Genomic DNA, 18849 nt, shown 5'->3' with positions numbered 1-18849 from the left:
GGCGCGGCTGGGCCGGACACCGGGTTGGCCAGGCCGGCGGGCGATGACCAGGGGGAATGCTCGGGCGAACCCGGAGGCGCCGGCCGGGCCCAAGGAGAGACGCCGGGAGCGTCCGGCGTGCCAGGTGGCGCCGACGGCTGCCCGGGCGAGGCCCAATGCGCCGGGGCGGCCCACGGAGCACCCGGAGGCGGGGCGGAGGGTGGGGTCCAGGGAGCGTCCGGCCGCGAGGGCGCGTCGGGCTCCGGTGACCGGCCCGCCGGGGATTCGGCCGGCGGCTCGGACGACGTCCCATTCGGCGGGAGTTCACTCATGCCGCAACTCTATCCGCGCTATCGTCACCGCAGGTCATGAGTGCCAGCGCACAGCCCCGGCTTGCTGGCCGGCAACCCTCGCGTTCGCGGCGGGGTGCCCCGGGTGATGACCCGGCCCGTCGCGCGGTGTGACGGGCAAGCGCGAGCGAGAGGTCTGTGCCATGAGTCCTGCCCTGTCCCCTGCCGTCCCGTCGCCCGCCGTCCTGTCGCCGGGAGAGGTCAAGCTCCGCGACGGGCGCACCGTCGACTTCGCCAGTCTCGACATCGCCGCCACGGCACCGTGCCTGGAGGTCGTCGCCGACGCCGTGGCCGAGCTGCTGCCCTACTACGGCAGCGTCCACCGCGGGGCCGGGGCACTCTCCGAGCGGTGCACCCGGGAATACGAGCAGGCCCGCGAGACGGTCGCCGACCTGCTGGGCTGCACGGACGGCGACACCGTCGTCTTCACCCGCAACACCACGGACTCGTTCAACCTGCTCGCCCGGGCCCTACCGGTGGACACCACCGTGGTCACGTTCGACGCCGAGCACCACGCCAACCTGCTGCCCTGGCCCCGCACGGTGCGCCTCCCCGCGCCCCGGTCCGCCGGTGCGGCGGTGGAGGCGGTGACGCACAGCCTGTACAACCTCGGCGGAAACGTGCTCGTCAGCGTCACGGCGGCGAGCAACGTGACCGGCGAGCTGTGGCCGGTGGCCGAGCTCGCCGACGTCGCGCACCGGTTCGGGGCCCGGATCGCGGTCGACGCGGCGCAGCTAGCCCCGCACGCCCCGGTCTCCCTGGCCGAGCTCGGCGCCGACTACGTGGCGTTCTCGGGCCACAAGATCTATGCGCCGTTCGGCGCTGGGGTGCTGGCGGGGCGTGCGGACTGGCTGGACGCCGCGCCGCCGTACCTGGCGGGTGGCGGTGCGAGCGCCGGCGTGGCCGCGGACGGGGCGGTGCGCTGGGCCACCGGACCGGCACGCCACGAGGCCGGCACCCCCAACCTGCTGGGCGCGGTCGCGCTGGCCACGGCGTTGCGCACGCTCGCCGGCGGCGACCAGCGCAGGAGCGAGGAGGCGCTGGTGCGACGGTTGCGCGCCGGGCTCGCCGAGCTGCCGGACGTCGAGGAGCTCCGGCTGTTCCCGGCGGACGCGCCGCGGGTCGGGATCGTGTCGTTCGCGGTGCTCGGCACCGATCCGGGCGATCTCGCCGTCAGGCTGGGCCGCGACCACGGGATCGGGGTCCGCACGGGGCTGTTCTGCGCGCACCCGCTGACCCGGCAACTGCTCACCGAGGCCGCGGAGCGCCTCGGTACGACGGCGGCACCGGCCCAGGCGGTCCGGGCCAGCGTCGGACTCGGCACGACACCCGAGCACGTCGAGCGGCTACTCGGCGCGCTCCAGCAGGTCGCCCAGCCGTGAGGCCCGGTCGAGCACCGTCGCCGGCGTCAGGTCGGCGGCGGTGATCTCGCCGGCCTCGACCTCCGCCCAGGTCAGCGGCGCGCTGACGGTCGGCGACGCGCCGGCCCGCAGGGAATACGGCGTGATCGTCGTCTTGAACGCGTTGTTCTGGCTCCAGTCGAGGAACACCTTGCCCGGGCGTAGCTGCCTGGCCATCTTCGCCACGACCAGGCCCGGCCGCTGCTGGGCGAGCCGTTCGGCGACCGCCTTCGCATACGCGCTGATCTCGTCGGCCGTCTCGTCGCCGGGCAGCGGCGCGACCAACTGCATGCCCTTGCGGCCGGAGGTCTTCGGGCAGCAGGTCAGCCCGTCGGCGCGGAGCTGGTCACGGACGAGGAGCGCGACCTCGAAGCACTCCGGCAGGCCGGCGGGCGGGCCGGGGTCGAGGTCGACGACCAACTGGTCGGGGTCGAGCACCTCTCCGTCGTCGTCGACCTGCCACTGCGGGGTGTGCAGTTCGAGGGCCGCGAGGTTGGCCAGCCAGACCAGGGTGGGCAGGTCCTCGACGACGATGAAGTCGATCCGCTCGCGTTTCTTGGTCGAGCCGGGGACCGGCAGGCGGACGGTGCGGACCCAGTCGGGGGTGCCGGCCGGGGCGTTCTTCTCGAAGAAGCTGGCGCCGTCGACGCCGTTGGGGTACCGGACCCGGGTGAGCGGTCGCCCGGCGAGATGCGGCAGCAGGGTCGGCGCGACGCGGGTGTAGTAGTCGATGACCTCGCCCTTGGTGAACCCTGCCTGCGGGTACAACACCTTGTCGAGGTTGGAGATCTCCAACTGCCGGCCGTCGACCTCCACGCGCACACGGTCAGGCATCACGCACCTCTTCCGGCGAGAGGTCGGGGCGGATGCGCTGGAAGCGGGGGAACCGCAGCCGCCCGTCGCGGGTCCGGTGGCTGAACCGCACCTCGACCACGAGGTGTGGCCGCACCCAGACGGCACCGCGGGAGTCCTCGCGGGGCACCTCGGTGCCGAACGGCGAGCGGATCGCGGTCAGCGGCTGCAGGGCGGCCAGGAGCGCCCGTTCGGACTCGCCGGAGATGCCGCCACCGACCCGGCCGCGGTACACCAGCCCGCCGTGCCCCGGCACGCCGACCAGCAGCGCACCGAGCGCGCGCTTGCCCGGCCGCCAGCCGCCGACGACGAACTCGCAGCTCTCCTCCAGCTTCACCTTGACCCAGTCGGTCGTGCGCAGCCCCGGGTGGTACAGCGAGTCCGTCCGCTTCGCCACCACACCCTCCAGCCGGTTCTCGCGGCCCGCGGCCACGGTCGCCGGACCGTCGTCGAACGACGGAGGGACGATGGCGCGGGGCCCCAGGGCCACGGCTTCGAGTCGTTCGCGGCGGAGGTGGTACGGGCTGAGCAGCAGCTCCGCACCTTCGATGCGCAACGCGTCGAAGACCAGATAGGTCACGGGCACGGCGGCGGCGAGCCGGGCGGCGCGATGCGGGTCGCGCACGTGCATGCGCTCGGCGAGGACCTGGAACGACGGCTGCCCGCCCGGGTCCATGGCCACGACCTCGCCGTCGAGCACCGAGTCGTCGAGCCCGCGGCCGATGCCGGCCAGCTCGGGATACGCGGCCGTGATCTCGGCCCCGCTGCGGGCGAAGAACCGGGTCGCGCCACCACTGATCACCGCGATCGCGCGGATGCCGTCCCACTTGAACTCGTACGTCCAGCCGGGCCCGGACGGCAGCACGCCGGCGGAGGCGAGCATCGGCGCAGGTGGACCCCCTCCCATCTGCTCACCATAGATCCCCGCGGAGTTCCTCGCGTACATGTCGAAACGATGCGAAGCTGAAGGAGGAAGGTCGACAAGCTGCGGAAAGGGATACGATGCGCGCGATCTGGAAGGGCGCGGTCTCCTTCGGGTTGGTGTCGATCGCTGTCCGTCTCTATTCGGCGACCGAGGAGAAGGACATCCGCTTCCACCAGGTGCACCGCGAGGACGGCGGACGGATCAAGTACAAGCGCGTCTGCTCGATCGACGGTGACGAGGTCAGCTACGACGACATCGCCAAGGGCTACGACCTGGGCGGCGGCGAGATGGTGATCCTCACCGACGACGACTTCGCCGACCTGCCGCTGACCACCAGCCGCGCGATCGAGGTGCTCGAGTTCGTGCCGGCCGAGCAGGTGGACCCGATCCTCTACAACAAGGCGTACTACCTGGAGCCGGAGCAGACCGCGGCGAAGCCGTACACGCTGCTGCGTGACGCGCTCACCAACACCGAACGCGTCGCGATCGTCAAGGTCGCCCTGCGCCAGCGCGAGCAACTGGCGACCCTGCGCGTGCGCGACAACGTGCTGGTGCTCAACACGATGCTGTGGCCCGACGAGGTCCGCGCCGCGAAGTTCGACATCCTCGACGAGGACGTCACGGCCCGCCCGGCCGAGCTGGCGATGGCCGGCTCGCTGATCGAGTCGATGGCGGCCGACTTCGACCCGTCGTCGTACACGGACAACTACCGTGAGGCCCTCCAGGAGGTCATCGACGCCAAGGTCGCCGGCCGTGAGGTGGTGCAGCCGGAGGAGACCGAGGAGGCACCGGCGGCGGCGGTCGACCTGATGGCGGCGCTGCGGGCGTCGGTGGAGCGGGCCCGCGCGGCGCGGGGCGAGCCCGCCAAGGTCACCGCGGAGCAGGAAGAGGCCGCGGAGCCGACCCCGATCAAGAAGACCGCGAAGAAGGCGGCGGCGAAGAAGGCGGCCCCGGCCAAGAAGACGGCGGCCGCCAAGAAGACCGGGACGGCCGCGAAGAAGTCCGCGTAGCCGGTCCCGCCGCCTCGCCGCCACTTCCGACCACGGTTCAGGTCGTGGTGTGTGTGAAATAGACGGTGGCCGACGCCTGGTCCAGCAGCAGGCCGCCGTCGATCGCGATCCAGTTCGGCGCCGGCGGGGCATAGGGCCGCAGGTCGTCGGGAACGTCGGGCACCGGAGCCGCGCTCTGCCCCGCCGGGGCGGACGCCAGTGCCGCGGCGCGCTCCGGCGTGACGACGGCGAGGCCCGTCATCACGTAGTCCATCGGGCCGATCTCGGGGCAACTGCGGGCCCGCGCCTCGCGCTCCTGCCAGTGCACCGAGACGATGGGCTTCAGCGCGGGCCACATCTGCTCGATGCGGAGCTTCTCGGTGATCACGGCGGTCTTCGTCGGCTTGCTGCCGTCCTCGCAGCCGGCGAGCCCCGGCACCCAGTCACGGAATGCCAGGGCGACGCCACAGGCCGCGATGACGCAGCTCACCGTGGCGGCCGCCACGAGCAGAGCGATCTTGGCGGAGCGAGTCACGCCCTGATCTCTACCACCTCGAGTCCACCGCCCGCGTAGTCGGCCCGGACCCGCTTCTTGTCGAACTTGCCGACACTCGTCTTCGGGACCGCCTCGATGAACGACCAGCGCTCCGGCAACTACCACCGCGCGACCTTGCCGGACAGGAACTCCCGCAGCGTTTCGGCGTCGGCCGTCGCGCCCTCACGCAGTACGACCGTCGCCAACGCGAGATGCGGGCGCGGGGCGGGCAGGGCGCGTGGGTGTGAGGGTGGGGCTAGAACGCGGCCACCTTGGACTCCATTTCCTCCGCCGTCGGGGTCTGCGCCGGAGTGTCCGGGGCCGCGCCCTGCAACGGCTTGTTCGGCAGCGCCACGGTCAGCAGCGTGCCGACCAGCGCGACGATCGCGGCCGACAGGAAGACCGGGTGCAGGGCGTTGACGAAGATGTGCTCGACGGCCGCGAGCATCTGGGCCGGGAGCTTGCGGATCTCGGCCGGAGCGTTGATCGACACGCCGGCCATGCCGTTGCCCCGCATCTGCTCGGTGAGCCGATTCGTCATCACCGCGCCCAGCGCCGCGACGCCGACCGAACCGCCGAGCGAGCGGAAGAACGTGACGGCCGAGGTACCGGCACCCATGTCACGCAGATCGAGCGCGTTCTGGACGGCCAGGACCAGCGGCTGAATCGCCAGGCCCAGCCCGACGCCGATGGTCGTCATGTAGATGAACGCCTGCCACAGCGGCGTGTCGACCTGAAGGGTCGTGAAGAGCAGCAGGCCCGCGCCCATGATGAGGGTGCCGGCAACGGTGAACCACTTGTACCGCCCGAGCCGGCTGATGAGGCGACCGGCGACGATCGACGTCACGATGACGCCGCCCATCATCGGCAGCATGAGCAGGCCCGAGCTGGTCGGTGTCGCACCCCTGACGATCTGCAGGTACAGCGGGACGTAGATGATCGAGCCGAACATCGCGAAGCCGAGGACGAAGGTCGCGGTGTTGGCCAGCGTGAACGTCGCCCGCTTGAAGAGGCGCGGCGGCAGGATCGGCTCCTCGGCGCGGCTCTCGACGACCAGGAACAGTACGGTGAGCACGGCGCCGACGACGAGCAGGCCGACGATCGTGGGCGAGCCCCACGCGTACTCGTTGCCGCCCCACGACAGGGCCAGCAGCACCGCGCTGACGGCCGCGACCATCAACGCCGCACCCAGGTAGTCGATCCGGTGGTCGCGGCGCTGGTGCGGCACCAGACGCAGGACCCGGCTGCACACGTAGAGCGCGAACACGGCCAGCGGCACGTTGATGTAGAAGATCCAGCGCCAGTCGTTCTCCGCGAAGTAGCCGCCGACCAGCGGGCCGGCGACCGACGAGATGCCGAAGACGGCACCGAAGAGGCCCTGGTACCTCGGCCGGTCCCGCGGCGGGAGCACGTCGGAGACGACCGTGAAGGCCAGCGTCATCAGGCCGCCGGCGCCGACGCCCTGGACCGCGCGCGTCACGATGAGCTGCGTCATGTCCTGGGAGAGGCCGGCGAGCAGCGAGCCGACCAGAAAGGTCGAGATCGCGAAGAGCAGCACCGGGCGGCGGCCGTAGAGGTCGCTGATCTTGCCGTACAGCGGGGTCGAGGCGGTGGAGGCGAGCAGGTACGCCGTCACGACCCAGGAGTAGTGTTCGAGCCCACCGAGCTCACCGACGATCGTCGGCAACGCGGTGCCCACGATGGTCTGGTCGAGCGCGGCCAACAGCATTCCAGTCATCAGGCCGCCCATCAGCAGCAGGATCTGCCGATGGGCGAGTGCGGGCCGGGTCTGCTCCGGCGCGGTGGTGGTCATCGTGCGTCCCTTTCCGGGGTGGTTCCAGGCAACCGGTCGACGAGCGAGCGGTTGAGTCGCGTGAAGAGGTCGGCGAAGGTCTGCCGCTCCTCGGGTGTCCAGCCGCCGAGCAGCTCGTCCCAGATGGCGAGCCACCGCTCCCGGTTCTCGGCGAACACCTCCGAGCCCAGCTCGGTGACCTCGATGAGACTGGCCCGCCGGTCGGACGGATCGGGTGCGCGCCGGACGAGGCCGGCGTTCTCCAGTGCGGCCACCTGCCGGCTCACCGTCGAGAGGTCGACACTCACGTCGGCGGCCAGCGCGGACAGCCGGAAGGGCCCGTCGACCGCGACCCGGCTCAGCAGCACGTAGGCGGGGCGCTCGAGGCCACGGCCGGCCTCGTGGACCTTCAGCGTGGCGAAGAGCCGCTCCGACAGCCGGACGAACCGGCCGACCTGCCGCGCGATGGCGGCATGTTCGCTGTCGTCGTGCACGCTGTGCTCCCTGGCGATCCGATACTTGCTTGACACAAGCATCGGTTCGACGGGCACGAAACTTCAACCGAATACCGGGTGATGCGTATTACTGAGCGCGCTGCTACGAGTGCGTCACTCGGCGCGTCATTCGCAGCCGAACTCGAATCGGTCGGCGGGATAGGCCCGGTCGCCGACGAGGAGCACCGGCACACCCTCGTGCATGCCGTGCTCCCTACGCTCGGCCGGCGTGGGCATGCGGGCCGAGACGACCTCGCCCGGGTGCAGCCAGATGCGCTCACGCGGAACGACGGCGCGCACGCGGCTGCGGTAGCCGCGCTTGCTCTCGATGAGCCCTTCGCCGCGCAGGTAGGCCATGGCGTCACGAATCGTGTCGCGGCCGACGTCGTGCTCCTCGGCGAGGTACTTCTCGGAAGGCAGGAGACTGCCCGGCGGCAGCTCACCATCGATGATCTGTTGCCGTATCGCGTCCGCGACCTGTCGATAGAGCGACAGACCGGAACTCCGGGAGATCATGTCCGAGACCCTACGAAGGTCTATCGACGGGGCACCTTGTGGCCCTAGGGCTACTAGCAGTATAGTCGACCCCAGGCGCGGGGCCCGGCTGGGCGGTCTGGCTTCGCGCCGCCCATGCAGAACCTGCGTGCCGCGGCGCGTCCGCGGATCAGACCAGGGTGCCGACCCGCACGGCCAGGCGGCACGCACCCATACCGGTTGCGGCACCGTCCGGCGACGCGGGCCCGACCACCTCGGTGCGACACCGCACGCCACGGTGCCGCACCGACCAACACCGGGTGCGGCGCCGACAGCGGCACCGTGAGCCACGGCGCACGGCACATCCGAGGGGGATGCGGCACCGCCGCGGCTCCACGGTCCATGCGGCGCCGCACCCGGCCGAACCGGGGTGCGGCGCCGTCCGACGCTGCGAGCCGCGCGGCGCCGCACCCCTTCGCCGGAGCCGGAAACCGGAGGCGGTCGATGAACACCGAGCGGGCTGAGCTGTCGCCGGTCGTCACGCTGGACCTGCGTGCGATCAACGCGATCGTCACCGAGGACGAGGACGACCTGATCATGCTGGTCGACGACGGCGACGTGCAGGTCGAGTTCGGCTCCGGGCTGTGCGGGAGCTGGGAGGAGGCCATCATCGGGGCGCAGCGGATCGCGTCGACGGCCCTGGCGTTCGCCGCCGCGCTCCGCACCCGCCGCCCGTGCCGGCCCGCCTAGCGCCTCTCGGCGCATGCCGCGGTGAACCCGGCGGCCGGGAAGTACCAGTTGCACTCGATCTCCGTCCGCCCCGGTGCGACCGGCGCCAGGAGATGGGTCATCACGTAGTCGGGGTGCGCGGAGACGAGCAGGTTCGGGAACAGCGCGACGTAGCTGACGCCGTCACGCGGCGCGGCCGACGCGGGTCCACGCGCCCGCGAACAGATGGCGCGGCTCCCAGGCGTAGACGTCCGGGCCGGTGCACGCGGCACCGGGCCGGGTCGGCGAGGTGCCGAAGGGCGCGGCCGTTATCGCCTCGTGGTCGAGCGGTGCGGGCATGCGGCCTCCTCAGCGAGATCCGACCCACCGATTCTCGACGCCGCGCCGCATCCGGTCCAGATCGGGCGCGGCAAGGGGGTCCTCAAGATCGGCTGCCGCTCCCGGAAACGCCTCAGGGCGATGATCCTGCGATCAGGATCATCGCCCTGAGGCGTTTGCCCTGACAGGGCCACAGAGCCGCCTGACGGAATCGAACCGTCGACCTATTCATTACGAGTGAATCGCTCTGCCGACTGAGCTAAGGCGGCAACAGTGGACCAGTGTACGGCACGCCACCGGGCCGTGCGCGAGGGGTTTCCCGGTGTGCCGCGCGCGGGTAACGTCCCGCGCGTGATGCCCCCCGACGACATGCCCGCGGCGCCGGGCGAACTGACCGCCGAGCCGGGCGATCCTCTGCTCCCGCTGCCCGGGGAGCCGCCGCTGGAGACCGGCGGCGCGCGGCCCACCGGGCTCGATCCGGACCAGATGGGGTTCACGCCTCGCCGGGCGGTGCCGTGGCTCAGCCCGGTGCTGCTGAGCGGCACGGCGGTCCGGGTCATGCTCGCCGACCTCTTCGGCGCCTATCTGGACAAGCGGGAGTTGCAGGACGCCTTGCCCGGGCGGATCCTGCGCGAGGGCCGAGGGTACACCGGGGAGCTCACCGACGACGAGGCCGAGTGGCCCGACGGCGGGGAGCTCTGGCTCGACTTCGTCGCCGACACCGGCGACGGCTTCAACGCGACCTACTCGGTGGCCTACCTGCTCGCCCAGCCGCGGCTGACGGTGGACGGGCACGACCTGCCCCGCGGCGAGGTGCTGGTGCTCGGCGGCGACCAGGTCTATCCGACCGCCAGCGGGCAGCAGTACGAGGACCGGTTCAAGGGGCCGTTCCGCGCCGCGCTGCCGATGGCGCCGGAGGGGGTCCAGCCGCGCATGTACGCGGTGCCCGGCAACCACGACTGGTACGACGGGCTGACCGCGTTCCTGCGCCTGTTCGTGCGCGGCAACGAGGGCAGTGTGGGCGGCTGGCGGACCCGGCAGTCGCGCTCCTACTTCGCGATCCAGCTACCCAACCGGTGGTGGCTGCTGGGGATCGACGTGCAGGCGGGCGCCTACATCGACGATCCTCAGCTCCGATACTTCACCCGCGTGGCCGCCCGGATGGGCCCCGGCGACAAGATCATCATCTGCCCGCCGTCGCCGAGCTGGGTGGAGGCGACCGACGACCGCAAGGCGTACGACAGCCTCGACTACTTCGTGCGCACCGTCGTCGCGCCGACCGGGGCCGAGGTCCGGCTGATGCTCTCCGGCGACCTGCACCACTACGCGCGGTACGAGCGGCCCGAGCGGCAGCTCATCACCTGCGGTGGCGGCGGCGCGTACCTCTACCCGACGCACGAACTGCCGGACCGGATCGAGGTGCCGCCGCGCCGGTCGCTGGTGCGCAACCCCTCGCCGAGCCGCGAGTTCACGCTCGCCGCGACCTACCCGACGAAGGGCCGCTCCCGCCGCCTGTCGCTCGGCGTGTTCTGGCGCCTGCCGTGGCGAAACCCGGTGTTCCTGGCCCTGCTCGGCCTGCTCCAGACGCTGACCATGCTGGCGTTCGTCAACGCCGCCGACCGGGTCGTCGCGGGCGTCGAGCAGCGCCTGGTCACGGTCCCCGCGGCGCTGATGGTGGTCATCGACGTGCTGGGCGCCTGCCTGCTCGCCATGCCGCGCAGCGCCGGCCAGCGAAGACCACGGCACTGGGCGTTGGGGCTGCTGCACGGCGCCGCGTTCGTCGGGCTCGCGGTCCTCGGCACCTGGGCCTGGCTCAGCCTGCCGTTCGTCGGCCTGACCTGGCCGTTGCCGCTACTGCTGGCCGTCGTCCTGTACTTCCCGCTGTCCGCACTCGCCGGCGGCGAACTCTTCGCGCTGTACCTGCTGCTGGCCTCGAAGGTCAGCGTCAACGTCAACGAGCTGTTCGCCGGTCAGGGCATCACCGGCTACAAGGGCTTCCTCCGCCTGCGCCTGACCGCGGACGGCGGCCTCACGATCTATCCGATCGGCGTGGACCGGACGGGCCGCCGGTGGCGGGCGACCCCGGCCACCCGGCCCGACGCGTCGTGGTTCGAGTCGGGCAAGCCGATGCGACTGAGGCTCATGGAACCGCCCATCCGCATCGCGGCACAGGGGGAGATCAAGGAGTAGGACCAGGGCCAGTGCGGCGCCTGCACGGTGCACCTGAACGGACGCCGGGTGGCGTGCGCCTGACGCCGGCGGTGCGGGTGGCCGGCAGGAGGTCACCACCGTCGAGGGGATCGCGCCGGGCGGCGGCGAACCGCACCCGCTCCAGCAGGCGTTCGTCGCCAACGACGTGCTGCGGTGCGGGTGCTGCACACCGGGTCAGGTGAGTGGCAACCTCTGCCGGTGCGGCGCCTACACCCGAGGAGCTGGTCCGCCGCATCCGGGTGCCGCTCGCACCGGTTATGCGAGCCTCGACCTATCTCAAGATCAGACCCAGGGAGTCGTACGCCTTCGCGCTCGCCTCGGTGGCCGACCTGCTCTGAGGTTCAGCCGTGGCGCTCTTCGTACGCCTGACGGGAGCCGCACACCGAGGCGCGGCTGCAGGAGCAGCGGGAGCCGTCGGCGTCCATCCGGACGATGACCGCGTCGCGGGGGACGCTGTGGCCGACCACGCGCCCGTCGCCGTCGGGCGTCGACACGCGCGCGCCGACCGGCGGCGCCGTGGCCTGGAAGGAACTGTACAAAGGATGCTCGTACTTCAGGCAACACATCAGCCGGCCGCAGGCACCCGAGATCCGCAGCGGGTTGAGCGGGAGATCCTGGTCCTTGGCCATGCGGATGGTGACCGGCTCGAAGTCGTTGAGGAACGTGGCGCAGCACAGGTCACGGCCGCAGGAGCCGATGCCGCCCTGGACCCGAGCGGAGTCGCGCGCCGAGAGCTGGCGCAGTTCCACCCGGCAGTGCAGCGTGGCGCCCAGGTCGCGCACCAGCGAGCGGAAGTCCACCCGGTGGGGCGCGGTGAAGTAGATGGTCGTCCGCGCGCCCTGGCCGCCCGAGGCGTCCAGGGCGTGGTCCACGGCCACGACCTTCATGGGCAGCTCGTGCTCGCGGATGAGCTTCTTCGCGGCGACCTTCGCCTCGGCCTTGCGCTTGCGCAGCAGCTCGTCGCGGCGTAGGTCGTCGTCGCCGGCCATGGCGACCAGCCGCGGGAAGCCCTCGGTCTCCTCGGTGACCCACTGGGCGGCCCAGACGCACTCGGCGACCTCGGGCCCGTCGTCGGTGGGGACGAGGACCCGGTCACCCACCTGGGGCCGCAGGTCACCGGGGTCGAAATAGAACAGCCGTCCGTAGCGATTGAAGCTCACCGCGCACAGCATGCCCATGGCGATCACAGTAACGCGGGTCACGGGAAGTCCCATATGGCCTGCGTCCCTTGCCCGATAAAAAGCCGTTAAGTCCGACTCGATCCTTTTGGTGTACCCCGTTGCCATTCCAGAGGGTTCGTCGTTACTAGTGTGGATGGGACTGCGAACGCAGGCGTAACTCCGGCCGGAAAAGGCTCGTTGGGGGCAGCAGTGGCACGCCCGACGGCGAGCACCCCCGCACTCCCGGTCTCGGAGGACCTCACGCAATGACGGAACCTGTTGCTTTCGCACGCCCAAAAACAGCCCGGTACCTCGCCGCCCTCGCCACCTTGGGGATCGTCGGCGCATTGAGCCCGGTCGCGTTCGCGGCACCTGCGGCAGCGGCACCGGCCAATGCGGGCTGCCCCGACGGCTTCGGCGCCACGGCCGCGAGTAACACCATCGCACTCGGCGGCATCGATTTGCGCAGTCTCGGCATCAACCTGCCGCGGCTGCCGGAGCTGCGGGTCGCGACCGCCCACTCGGGCTTCGCCGGCGGGCCGGCCCGCGCCGCGGCCGACGCCCGATACGTCCAGGGCGTCCTGCCCACGGGCATCCTGAGCCCCGTCGCCTACCAGCAGGCGCCGCCGCCGAACGACCGGCCCGTCACGGTGCCGATGCGGGGCGTCGACCTGGGCGCGCTGTCGGTCGGCACCGGCGGGCTGAGCGCCCACGCGACCTGGAAGGACGCCGGCAAGTGCGACCCCGGGGCGGGCCCCCGGTCCACCGCGGAGGCCCAGCTCGCGGGCCTGGCCGTGCTGCCGGGACGCGGCGGCCGGGCGCTGGTGCGGTTCGGCGCGGTGCACAGCTCGACGGTCACCGGCGTCGACAAGGACGGCGCCGGGGCCACCGCGACCGGCGGCATCGCCGACTTCCAGTTGCTCGCGAGCGGCTCGTCGGGCATCGGCGTGCGGGTCATCAGCCCGCCCCGGCTCAAGGTCGTCGCCGGCAACAAGAAGGCCGTCGACTACACCGCGCCGGTCCTCGAGGTGACCGCGCCCGGCCGCTCCCCCGTCCGGCTCTCGTCCGCCGGCTCGCACATCGACGTGGTCGTGCCCGTCGACGCCGCCGGTCGCGCGGCCGCCGAGGACCTGGGCCGCGCCGAAGGGCTGCCGGTCGCCGGGCTGCCGCTGCTGGATCTGCTCACCGGCGTGACGAGCACGCTGACGGGCTCGCTGGGCGGCGTGACCGGCGCGGTGCCCGAGTCGCTGCTGAACCTGCCCGGCCTGCCCGAGGTGGGCAAGCTGACGGGCGTCCTGGGCGGCGGCACGTCGGTGCAGGGCCCGACCGAGAGCACGACGGCACGGCCGGCCAAGGTGGTCGTACTGCGGGTCGAGCTGGGCAAGGTGGAGCAGCAGACCAGCGCCACCGGCGTGTACGCGAAGGCCGCCTCGGTGCGCGTCAAGCTCATCGTCCGGACGAAGTGGAAGAGCGCCTCGGACGGCTACGGCAACGACGACCGCCCGAAGGTCGACCAGGCGACGGTGCTCGACCTGGGCGTGTGCTCGCTGGAGGCCGCCGCGGCCGCGCCGAAGGGCGGCGGTTACGGCGACGACGATGACGACGACGGCTACGGCGGTGGTGTCGGTGGCGGCAACGGTGGCGGCGGCACGCTGCCGGTCACCGGGCCGGGCGTCGGCATCGTCCTCGGTGCCGGGCTGCTGCTCCTCGTCGCCGGTCGCTTCTTCCTGATCATGTCCCGGCGCCGCAACGCATGACGCCGGTCCCGGCGCCGCACCGCTCGGCGCCGGTCCCGGAACCGACCACCCCCAACCCCTTCGCCGCCCGTGCAGCCACCCCCATCGGCTGCCCGGGCGGCGCCCCTTTGGCATGGCTCACAGCTCGACCCGCGTCACCGTCGAAGAGGAGGGCGACGCCACCTCGGGCGCCGCGTACACCAGCTCGGCCAGCTCCGGCGACCACCGCGACCGCAGCGCTGCGGCGGCCGTGACGGCGTCGGCGGCCGGCCGCAGGATCCGGGCACCGATCCGGGCCGCGGCCTCGACGACCGCCGTCGCCGGCGGACGCCCGGCACCGGCAAGCCCGCCGCCCGGCACGCCGCTCGCGAACCCCGCACCCACCGCGAACCCGCCGCCCGCGAACCCGCCGCCCGCGAGCCCGCCGCCCGCGAGCCCGCCGCCCGCGAATGCCGCACCTGCCGCCGCCCGCAGCGTCACCGCCTCCGCCGACGAGACGGCCCGCGCGACCGCCTCGGCCATCTCCTCCCGCAGATGGACCGCCCAGCCGGCCAAGCCGTCCACATAGGACACTGTGGCGAGCAGTCGACCGCAGATCGTCGCGGGATCGGGGCCCGGTCCGATGTGGTCGGACAGCGACCGCCACACCGCGGCGAACGCCTCGGCGCCGGTGCCCTCCCAGGCACTGCGCCCGACGTCGGCCGCCAGGCGGTCGCGCTCGTGCGCGAAGCGGTCGGCGATCGCGCGCAGCTCCTCCGCCGCGATCCGCAACGCCGGCGCGTCGAGGCGCAGCGCGAAGTCGAGGGCGTCACCGGGCAGTGCGCCCACCCGGCGCAGCAGCGGCCAGATCGGATCGTCGGCGGGTGCGCCGTCCTCGGCGAGGGCCGCGTCGACGTGCCGCAGCAGGTCGCCTCCCACGCCGGAGAGACGTTCGAGGGCGTCCATCAGGAGCGGGCCTCCTCGTCGGCGCCGCGATAGCCGCTCGCGACCAGGCGCACCGCCTCGGCGGTGTCGGCGAGGCGGGCGCCGTGGTCCGCGGCCTCCCGTCCCCGGGCGGTCACCGCGGTGGTCAGCTCGCGGTGCAGCGCGCGGCCCAGCTCACCCAGGCCGCCGGCTCCGTCGCCGCCGAGCGCGCGGGCGCCCGGATCGATGAGTCCCATCGTGGTGCTCGCCCCGGCGAGCTCGTCGCCGGCGGCTTCGAGCCGGCCGGCGAGGTCATCGAGCCTCATGCGTCCCCCCGTGCAGCGACCGGTAGTCACCGAACGTCTCGGCGTGCAACTTCTGCCGCGCCCAGACGGCCGCGTCGGCGGCGGCGGTGACCGCCTCGCGGACCGAGCGGGAGACGTCGGCGACGCGGCCCTGCGGGCGCTCCTCGATGCGGACGTCGCGGATCGTGCCGTCGGCGGTCACCACCACCTCGACGGCGCCGTCGGCCGAGCGCACCGACACCTCGACGGACCTGACCGCTCGGTCGAACTCGGCGAGCAGCGCGTCGATGCGGCGATACCGCTCCACCGCTTCCTCGATCCACGACTCGTCGATCTCGCGCCCCATGTCGCCTCCCCGGGTGACCGTACGGCACCACACAGTTACGGCGAAAGACCGGATCGGAGCCTGTGGATAACTCAGCCGCGCCAGAGCGCGAGCATCATCGCCTCGACCGCGATGCGCGGCTTGACATTGGCCTCGATCGCGGTCCGGCACTCCAGCACCGCCTCCAGGCGCCGCAGCGTGCTCTCCGGGGTCCACTTCTCCGCGGCCGCCGCGGCCAGCTCGGCGGTGTCGCCGTGGACCGGCTCGACCTGCGCGGTGAACGAGTGCACCAGCACGTCGCGGTAGAACCCGGCGAGGTCGACCAGCGCGCGGTCCAGCGAGTCGCGCTGCGTCCGGGTCGCGCGGGACCGCTGGCGGCGTTCCAGGTCCTTGAGCTGGCCCGCGGAGCCCCGGGCGGCTCCCGTCGCGCCTTTGCCGGTGCCGCCGGCGCCCAGTGCGGTCTCCAGCGCCGAGCGCTCCTTTGCGTCGGTCTCGGCGACGGACGCGGCGGCCTCCGCCTCGGCGGCCTCGATGAGCGCGCTCGCGGCGTCGAACGCGGCGCCGATGCCGGTGAGCCGGCGCGGCACGGCCAGCACGGCGTCGCGCCGGCTGCGGGCCTGCGGGTCGCGCGCCAGCCGGCGGGCCCGGCCGACGTGTCCCTGGGAGGCCGCGGCGGCCCAGGCGGCGGTTTGCTCGTCGGTGCCGTCCCGGCGGCGCAGAACGGTCGCGATGGCCTCGGCCGGTGGCTGCCGCAGCGGCACGACCCGGCAGCGGGACCGGATCGTGACGGAGATGTCGTCGGGGTGCGTGCTCGGCGTGCACAGCAGGAACACCGTGCGGGCCGGTGGCTCCTCGACCGCCTTGAGCAGGGCGTTGCCGGCGGCCTCGGTGAGGCGGTCGGCGTCCTCGACGAGCAGCACCTGCCAGCGGCCCTGCGTGGGCGAGCTGGCCGCGCGCAGGACGAGGGCGCGCATCTCGCCGACCGCGATCGAGAGCCCTTCCGGCACCACGAACCGGACGTCGGCGTGCGTGCCGGCCAGCGCGGTGTGGCAGGCCTGGCACTCGCCGCAGCCGCCGTCGGGGCACTGCAGCGCGGCCGCGAACGTGCGGGCGGCGACCGACCGACCGGAGCCGGGCGGGCCGGTGAACAGCCAGGCGTGGGTCATGCCCGACCCGTCCCGCGGCTCGCCGCGGACGATCGCGTCGGCCGCCTCGACGGCGCGGCTGAGCATGTCCAGGGCTGCGTCCTGACCGACCAGCTCCGCGAAGATCGGCGCGGTCATACCCGTGAGCTCCGCTCCTCCGGACCGGTCAGCTCTCTGCCGGTCAGCGCGGTCACCGTTTCGGCGACGTCCTCGAGCACCTCTTCCAGCTCCGACTCCATGGCGGGCATCAGGTGCCGCACGCGTTGCAGGACCCCGGCGGCGAGTGCGTCGACCGGATTGGTGGCGTCGAGGACCAGGTAGCGGCTGGGATCGGCGGATGCCAGGTCCAGGAACGCGTAGCGGACCCGCTCGTGGAACGCCAGCGACTCGCTCTCCAGCCGGTCGGCCGTGCCGCGCTTGCCGGCCCGCTCGAGCCCGATCGCGGGATCCAGATCGAGCAGTACGACCAGATCCGGCTTCAGCCCGCCGGTCGCCCACTTCGACAGCCACGACACCTCGTCGACCGGCAGCGTGCGGCCGGCCCCCTGGTAGGCCAGCGAGGAGTCGACATACCGGTCGCTGATGACCACCGCGCCCCGGTTGAGGGCGGGGCGGACCACCGACGCCACGTGGTGCGCCCGGTCGGCCGCGTAGAGCAGCGCCTCGGCCCGCGGGGTGACCACGTCGCCGTTCCGCTCCGGCGGGTCGAGAACCAGGCTGCGGATGCGCGAGCCGACCGGGGTGGCGCCCGGCTCGTGGGTCACCACCACGTCCCGGCCGATCTTGCGCAACGCGGCGGCCAACTGCTGGACCTGGGTCGACTTGCCGGCGCCCTCGCCGCCCTCGAACACGATGAACAGCCCCTGCGCCGCCTTCGGCTCGGCGGGACTGAGCGGGCGGCCGCGGATCGAGCCGACGAGGTCGGCGATGATCGGCACGCCCTTCTTGTCGTCCATCTGCCGCAGGGCGAAGACTCCGGCGATCACGCCGAGCACGCCGGCGAGCGCGAGCAGCGGACGGGTGCTGGAGATGTCGACCTGCGTGATGCCGAGGTCGAGCGTGCGGGTGCCGCCGGCGCCGACGATGACGCTGGACAGCGAGATGGTCAGCATCAGCACCACGCGGGTGCCGGTCTGCACGAAGGCGAACGCGCGGCCGCGCATGGCGTCGGTGACCTCGCCGCCGAGCAGTGTGGTGCCGGACAGGAACGCCATGCCCGCGCCCACGCCGACGAGCAGCGCGCCCGCGACGGCGATGGTGAGGTGGGTGGCCAGCGCGAGGATCAGCACGGATCCGGCGGCCAGGATGATGGACAGGCCGAACCAGCGGCGCCGGGAGAGCGCGCCGACGAGCCGCGGCCCGGCCGCTATGCCGATGCCGAGGCCGAGGAAGAGCACGCCGAACAGCAGGTAGAACGCGGCGTCGCCGGCGCTCAGCGAGACGGCGTAGAACTTGGCCGTCCCGACGACGACACCGCCGCCGGCGAAGGCGCCGAAGATGCCGAGGACGAGCCCGCGCACGAGCGGGGTGCGGCTGACGAAGGCCCAGCCCTGGCTGAACTCCCGCAGCATGCCGGGTTTGCGCTCGACGCCGGCGGTGCGCCGGCCGCTGATCTCCTTGATGCCGAAGAACACGGTGAGCGCGGTCGCGAGGAACGTCAGCGCGTTGAACCACAGCGCGAGGTTGCTCGGCTCCGCCCAGCGCGGCCCGCCGGGGCCGAAGACGGCCGCGACGAACCATTGCAGGCCGATGAGCACGACGGCGGCGGCGACCGGCGTGATGCCGTAGGTCGTGGCGAGCGTCAGTTGGTTGGCGGTCTCGAGGCGGGCCCGGGGCAGCAGGTTGGGCACCGCCGCCTCCTTGGCGGGCGTCCAGATCATCGCCACTGTCTCGATGACGAACGTCGCGATCGCGGTCCACGCGACGACGAGCGCGCCGTCGTCGACGATCAGCGCCGCCGCCGGGATGGAGGCGAAGAACACGAACCGCATCAGGTCGGAGACGACCATCGTGTGCCGGCGGTCGAACCGGTCGGCGAGCACACCGGCGACCGGCCCCAGGATCAGGGCGGGCAGGAGGCGGACGGCGATCACCGAACCGAAGGCGACGCCCTGCGCGGTGGAGTTGGACACCTGCGCCGCGGCGAACGTCGCCGCGGCGAGCAGGCCGAGCCAGTCACCGAGGGAGGAGAATCCGAGCACCGCCCAGAGACGGCGGAACGCCCGGA

At 72.7% G+C, this 18849-nt stretch carries 20 protein-coding genes, 1 tRNA gene, 2 pseudogenes and 1 riboswitch; of the genes and pseudogenes, 7 read left to right on the top strand and 16 right to left on the bottom strand.

Annotated features, from left to right (window positions below; genetic code table 11):
- The first annotated feature begins 343 nt into the window (after positions 1-343).
- Positions 344-459, top strand: a riboswitch (SAM riboswitch).
- A 13-nt stretch (positions 460-472) separates the two neighbouring features.
- Positions 473-1711, top strand: coding sequence for an aminotransferase class V-fold PLP-dependent enzyme (locus Drose_RS02885; protein WP_260726613.1), 1239 nt, complete (start codon positions 473-475; stop codon positions 1709-1711).
- Here Drose_RS02885 and ligD (Drose_RS02880) read toward each other — a convergent pair.
- Together ligD (Drose_RS02880) and ligD (Drose_RS02875) are read right to left on the bottom strand one after the other, a co-directional pair.
- On the bottom strand, positions 1676-2563 hold the full coding sequence (gene ligD, locus Drose_RS02880) for a non-homologous end-joining DNA ligase (RefSeq protein ID WP_260726612.1): 888 nt from the start codon (positions 2561-2563) through the stop codon (positions 1676-1678). The genes Drose_RS02885 and ligD (Drose_RS02880) overlap by 36 nt on opposite strands.
- Positions 2556-3488: a non-homologous end-joining DNA ligase gene (gene ligD, locus Drose_RS02875; RefSeq protein WP_260726611.1), complete on the bottom strand. Its 933-nt coding sequence runs from the start codon at positions 3486-3488 to the stop codon at positions 2556-2558. The genes ligD (Drose_RS02880) and ligD (Drose_RS02875) overlap by 8 nt, the downstream gene beginning before the upstream one ends.
- Before the next feature lie 95 nt (positions 3489-3583).
- Here ligD (Drose_RS02875) and ku point away from each other — a divergent pair, with 95 nt between their 5' ends.
- Positions 3584-4516 carry a non-homologous end joining protein Ku gene (gene ku, locus Drose_RS02870; RefSeq protein WP_260726610.1) on the top strand — a complete coding sequence of 311 codons (933 nt, stop codon included), beginning with the start codon at positions 3584-3586 and terminating at the stop codon, positions 4514-4516.
- 37 nt (positions 4517-4553) lie between these two features.
- Here ku and Drose_RS02865 read toward each other — a convergent pair whose 3' ends face one another.
- The 5 genes and pseudogenes from Drose_RS02865 to Drose_RS02845 all read right to left on the bottom strand — a co-directional run bounded on the left by Drose_RS02865 (position 4554) and on the right by Drose_RS02845 (position 7832).
- Positions 4554-5030 carry a hypothetical protein gene (locus tag Drose_RS02865; protein WP_260726609.1) on the bottom strand — a complete coding sequence of 159 codons (477 nt, stop codon included), beginning with the start codon at positions 5028-5030 and terminating at the stop codon, positions 4554-4556.
- Positions 5027-5236, bottom strand: a pseudogene (locus Drose_RS02860) (fatty acid--CoA ligase); the annotation flags it as partial. The pseudogene Drose_RS02860 and the gene Drose_RS02865, both read right to left, overlap by 4 nt.
- A gap of 50 nt (positions 5237-5286) precedes the next feature.
- Positions 5287-6843: an MDR family MFS transporter gene (locus Drose_RS02855; RefSeq protein WP_260726608.1), complete on the bottom strand. Its 1557-nt coding sequence runs from the start codon at positions 6841-6843 to the stop codon at positions 5287-5289.
- Positions 6840-7316 carry a MarR family winged helix-turn-helix transcriptional regulator gene (locus Drose_RS02850; RefSeq protein WP_260726607.1) on the bottom strand — a complete coding sequence of 159 codons (477 nt, stop codon included), beginning with the start codon at positions 7314-7316 and terminating at the stop codon, positions 6840-6842. The genes Drose_RS02855 and Drose_RS02850 overlap by 4 nt, the downstream gene beginning before the upstream one ends.
- 126 nt (positions 7317-7442) lie before the next feature.
- Positions 7443-7832: a winged helix-turn-helix domain-containing protein gene (locus Drose_RS02845; protein ID WP_260726606.1), complete on the bottom strand. Its 390-nt coding sequence runs from the start codon at positions 7830-7832 to the stop codon at positions 7443-7445.
- Between the two features lie 462 nt (positions 7833-8294).
- Between Drose_RS02845 and Drose_RS02840 the strand changes: the two genes are divergently transcribed.
- Positions 8295-8540, top strand: a complete 246-nt coding sequence (locus Drose_RS02840) for a hypothetical protein (RefSeq protein ID WP_260726605.1) — start codon at positions 8295-8297, stop codon at positions 8538-8540.
- Here Drose_RS02840 and Drose_RS02835 read toward each other — a convergent pair.
- The 3 genes from Drose_RS02835 to Drose_RS02825 all read right to left on the bottom strand — a co-directional run bounded on the left by Drose_RS02835 (position 8537) and on the right by Drose_RS02825 (position 9106).
- Positions 8537-8746, bottom strand: a complete 210-nt coding sequence (locus Drose_RS02835) for an SRPBCC family protein (protein ID WP_260729589.1) — start codon at positions 8744-8746, stop codon at positions 8537-8539. The two genes, Drose_RS02840 and Drose_RS02835, sit on opposite strands and share 4 nt — an antisense overlap.
- Complete coding sequence (locus Drose_RS02830; protein ID WP_260729981.1) at positions 8703-8858, bottom strand: hypothetical protein; 156 nt, start codon at positions 8856-8858, stop codon at positions 8703-8705. Before Drose_RS02830 ends, Drose_RS02835 begins: the two co-directional genes overlap by 44 nt.
- A 175-nt stretch (positions 8859-9033) precedes the next feature.
- A tRNA-Thr gene (locus Drose_RS02825) sits at positions 9034-9106 on the bottom strand.
- A gap of 85 nt (positions 9107-9191) precedes the next feature.
- On the opposite strand from Drose_RS02825, the gene Drose_RS02820 reads away from it, so the two are divergent.
- From Drose_RS02820 to Drose_RS02810, 3 genes and pseudogenes are all read left to right on the top strand, one after another.
- The gene (locus Drose_RS02820; protein WP_313900036.1) at positions 9192-11027 is read left to right on the top strand and encodes a metallophosphoesterase; all 1836 of its coding nucleotides are present in this window, start codon (positions 9192-9194) and stop codon (positions 11025-11027) included.
- Positions 11028-11259, top strand: a pseudogene (locus Drose_RS38965) ((2Fe-2S)-binding protein); the annotation flags it as partial.
- Positions 11231-11386, top strand: a complete 156-nt coding sequence (locus Drose_RS02810) for a hypothetical protein (protein ID WP_260726604.1) — start codon at positions 11231-11233, stop codon at positions 11384-11386. The pseudogene Drose_RS38965 and the gene Drose_RS02810, both read left to right, overlap by 29 nt.
- Positions 11387-11389: 3 nt before the next feature.
- Here the strand turns inward: Drose_RS02810 and Drose_RS02805 are convergent, their stop codons facing one another.
- Entirely contained in the window at positions 11390-12226 is an 837-nt protein-coding gene (locus tag Drose_RS02805) for a PSP1 domain-containing protein (protein ID WP_260729587.1), read from the bottom strand.
- A gap of 248 nt (positions 12227-12474) precedes the next feature.
- On the opposite strand from Drose_RS02805, the gene Drose_RS02800 reads away from it, so the two are divergent.
- Complete coding sequence (locus Drose_RS02800; protein ID WP_260726603.1) at positions 12475-13965, top strand: hypothetical protein; 1491 nt, start codon at positions 12475-12477, stop codon at positions 13963-13965.
- Positions 13966-14082: 117 nt separating this feature from the next.
- On the opposite strand, the gene Drose_RS02795 is transcribed toward Drose_RS02800, so the two are convergent.
- From Drose_RS02795 to tmk, 5 genes are all read right to left on the bottom strand, one after another.
- Positions 14083-14889 (bottom strand): WXG100 family type VII secretion target, encoded by an 807-nt coding sequence (locus Drose_RS02795; protein ID WP_260726602.1) that lies wholly within the window; start codon positions 14887-14889, stop codon positions 14083-14085.
- Positions 14889-15173: a hypothetical protein gene (locus Drose_RS02790; protein ID WP_260726601.1), complete on the bottom strand. Its 285-nt coding sequence runs from the start codon at positions 15171-15173 to the stop codon at positions 14889-14891. The genes Drose_RS02795 and Drose_RS02790 overlap by 1 nt, the downstream gene beginning before the upstream one ends.
- Positions 15160-15498: a YbaB/EbfC family nucleoid-associated protein gene (locus Drose_RS02785; protein WP_259861207.1), complete on the bottom strand. Its 339-nt coding sequence runs from the start codon at positions 15496-15498 to the stop codon at positions 15160-15162. Before Drose_RS02785 ends, Drose_RS02790 begins: the two co-directional genes overlap by 14 nt.
- Before the next feature lie 71 nt (positions 15499-15569).
- Positions 15570-16760, bottom strand: a complete 1191-nt coding sequence (locus Drose_RS02780; RefSeq protein ID WP_260726600.1) for a DNA polymerase III subunit delta' — start codon at positions 16758-16760, stop codon at positions 15570-15572.
- Positions 16757-18823: a dTMP kinase gene (tmk, locus tag Drose_RS02775; RefSeq protein WP_313900035.1), complete on the bottom strand. Its 2067-nt coding sequence runs from the start codon at positions 18821-18823 to the stop codon at positions 16757-16759. The genes Drose_RS02780 and tmk overlap by 4 nt, the downstream gene beginning before the upstream one ends.
- Between the last annotated feature and the right edge of the window lie 26 nt (positions 18824-18849).

The sequence above is a fragment of the Dactylosporangium roseum genome (assembly GCF_025264685.1).
GTDB classification, from domain to species: Bacteria; Actinomycetota; Actinomycetes; order Mycobacteriales; family Micromonosporaceae; genus Dactylosporangium; species Dactylosporangium roseum.
The sequence above is the reverse complement of the archived record's forward strand: the minus strand, read 5'-3'. Positions and strand labels throughout refer to the sequence as shown.

Bases quoted from the DNA above. Each gene is read 5' to 3' on its own strand.
- Drose_RS02800 (WP_260726603.1), top strand. From the start codon at position 12,475: ATGACGGAACCTGTTGCTTTCGCACGCCCAAAAACAGCCCGGTACCTC.
- Drose_RS02885 (WP_260726613.1), top strand. From the start codon at position 473: ATGAGTCCTGCCCTGTCCCCTGCCGTCCCGTCGCCCGCCGTCCTGTCG.
- ligD (WP_260726612.1), bottom strand. From the start codon at position 2,563: ATGCCTGACCGTGTGCGCGTGGAGGTCGACGGCCGGCAGTTGGAGATC.
- Drose_RS02830 (WP_260729981.1), bottom strand. From the start codon at position 8,858: ATGCCCGCACCGCTCGACCACGAGGCGATAACGGCCGCGCCCTTCGGC.
- Drose_RS02805 (WP_260729587.1), bottom strand. From the start codon at position 12,226: ATGGGCATGCTGTGCGCGGTGAGCTTCAATCGCTACGGACGGCTGTTC.
- Drose_RS02840 (WP_260726605.1), top strand. From the start codon at position 8,295: ATGAACACCGAGCGGGCTGAGCTGTCGCCGGTCGTCACGCTGGACCTG.
- ku (WP_260726610.1), top strand. From the start codon at position 3,584: ATGCGCGCGATCTGGAAGGGCGCGGTCTCCTTCGGGTTGGTGTCGATC.
- Drose_RS02820 (WP_313900036.1), top strand. From the start codon at position 9,192: ATGCCCCCCGACGACATGCCCGCGGCGCCGGGCGAACTGACCGCCGAG.
- Drose_RS02855 (WP_260726608.1), bottom strand. From the start codon at position 6,843: ATGACCACCACCGCGCCGGAGCAGACCCGGCCCGCACTCGCCCATCGG.
- Drose_RS02790 (WP_260726601.1), bottom strand. From the start codon at position 15,173: ATGAGGCTCGATGACCTCGCCGGCCGGCTCGAAGCCGCCGGCGACGAG.
- Drose_RS02785 (WP_259861207.1), bottom strand. From the start codon at position 15,498: ATGGGGCGCGAGATCGACGAGTCGTGGATCGAGGAAGCGGTGGAGCGG.
- Drose_RS02780 (WP_260726600.1), bottom strand. From the start codon at position 16,760: ATGACCGCGCCGATCTTCGCGGAGCTGGTCGGTCAGGACGCAGCCCTG.
- Drose_RS02845 (WP_260726606.1), bottom strand. From the start codon at position 7,832: ATGATCTCCCGGAGTTCCGGTCTGTCGCTCTATCGACAGGTCGCGGAC.
- Drose_RS02795 (WP_260726602.1), bottom strand. From the start codon at position 14,889: ATGGACGCCCTCGAACGTCTCTCCGGCGTGGGAGGCGACCTGCTGCGG.
- ligD (WP_260726611.1), bottom strand. From the start codon at position 3,488: ATGGGAGGGGGTCCACCTGCGCCGATGCTCGCCTCCGCCGGCGTGCTG.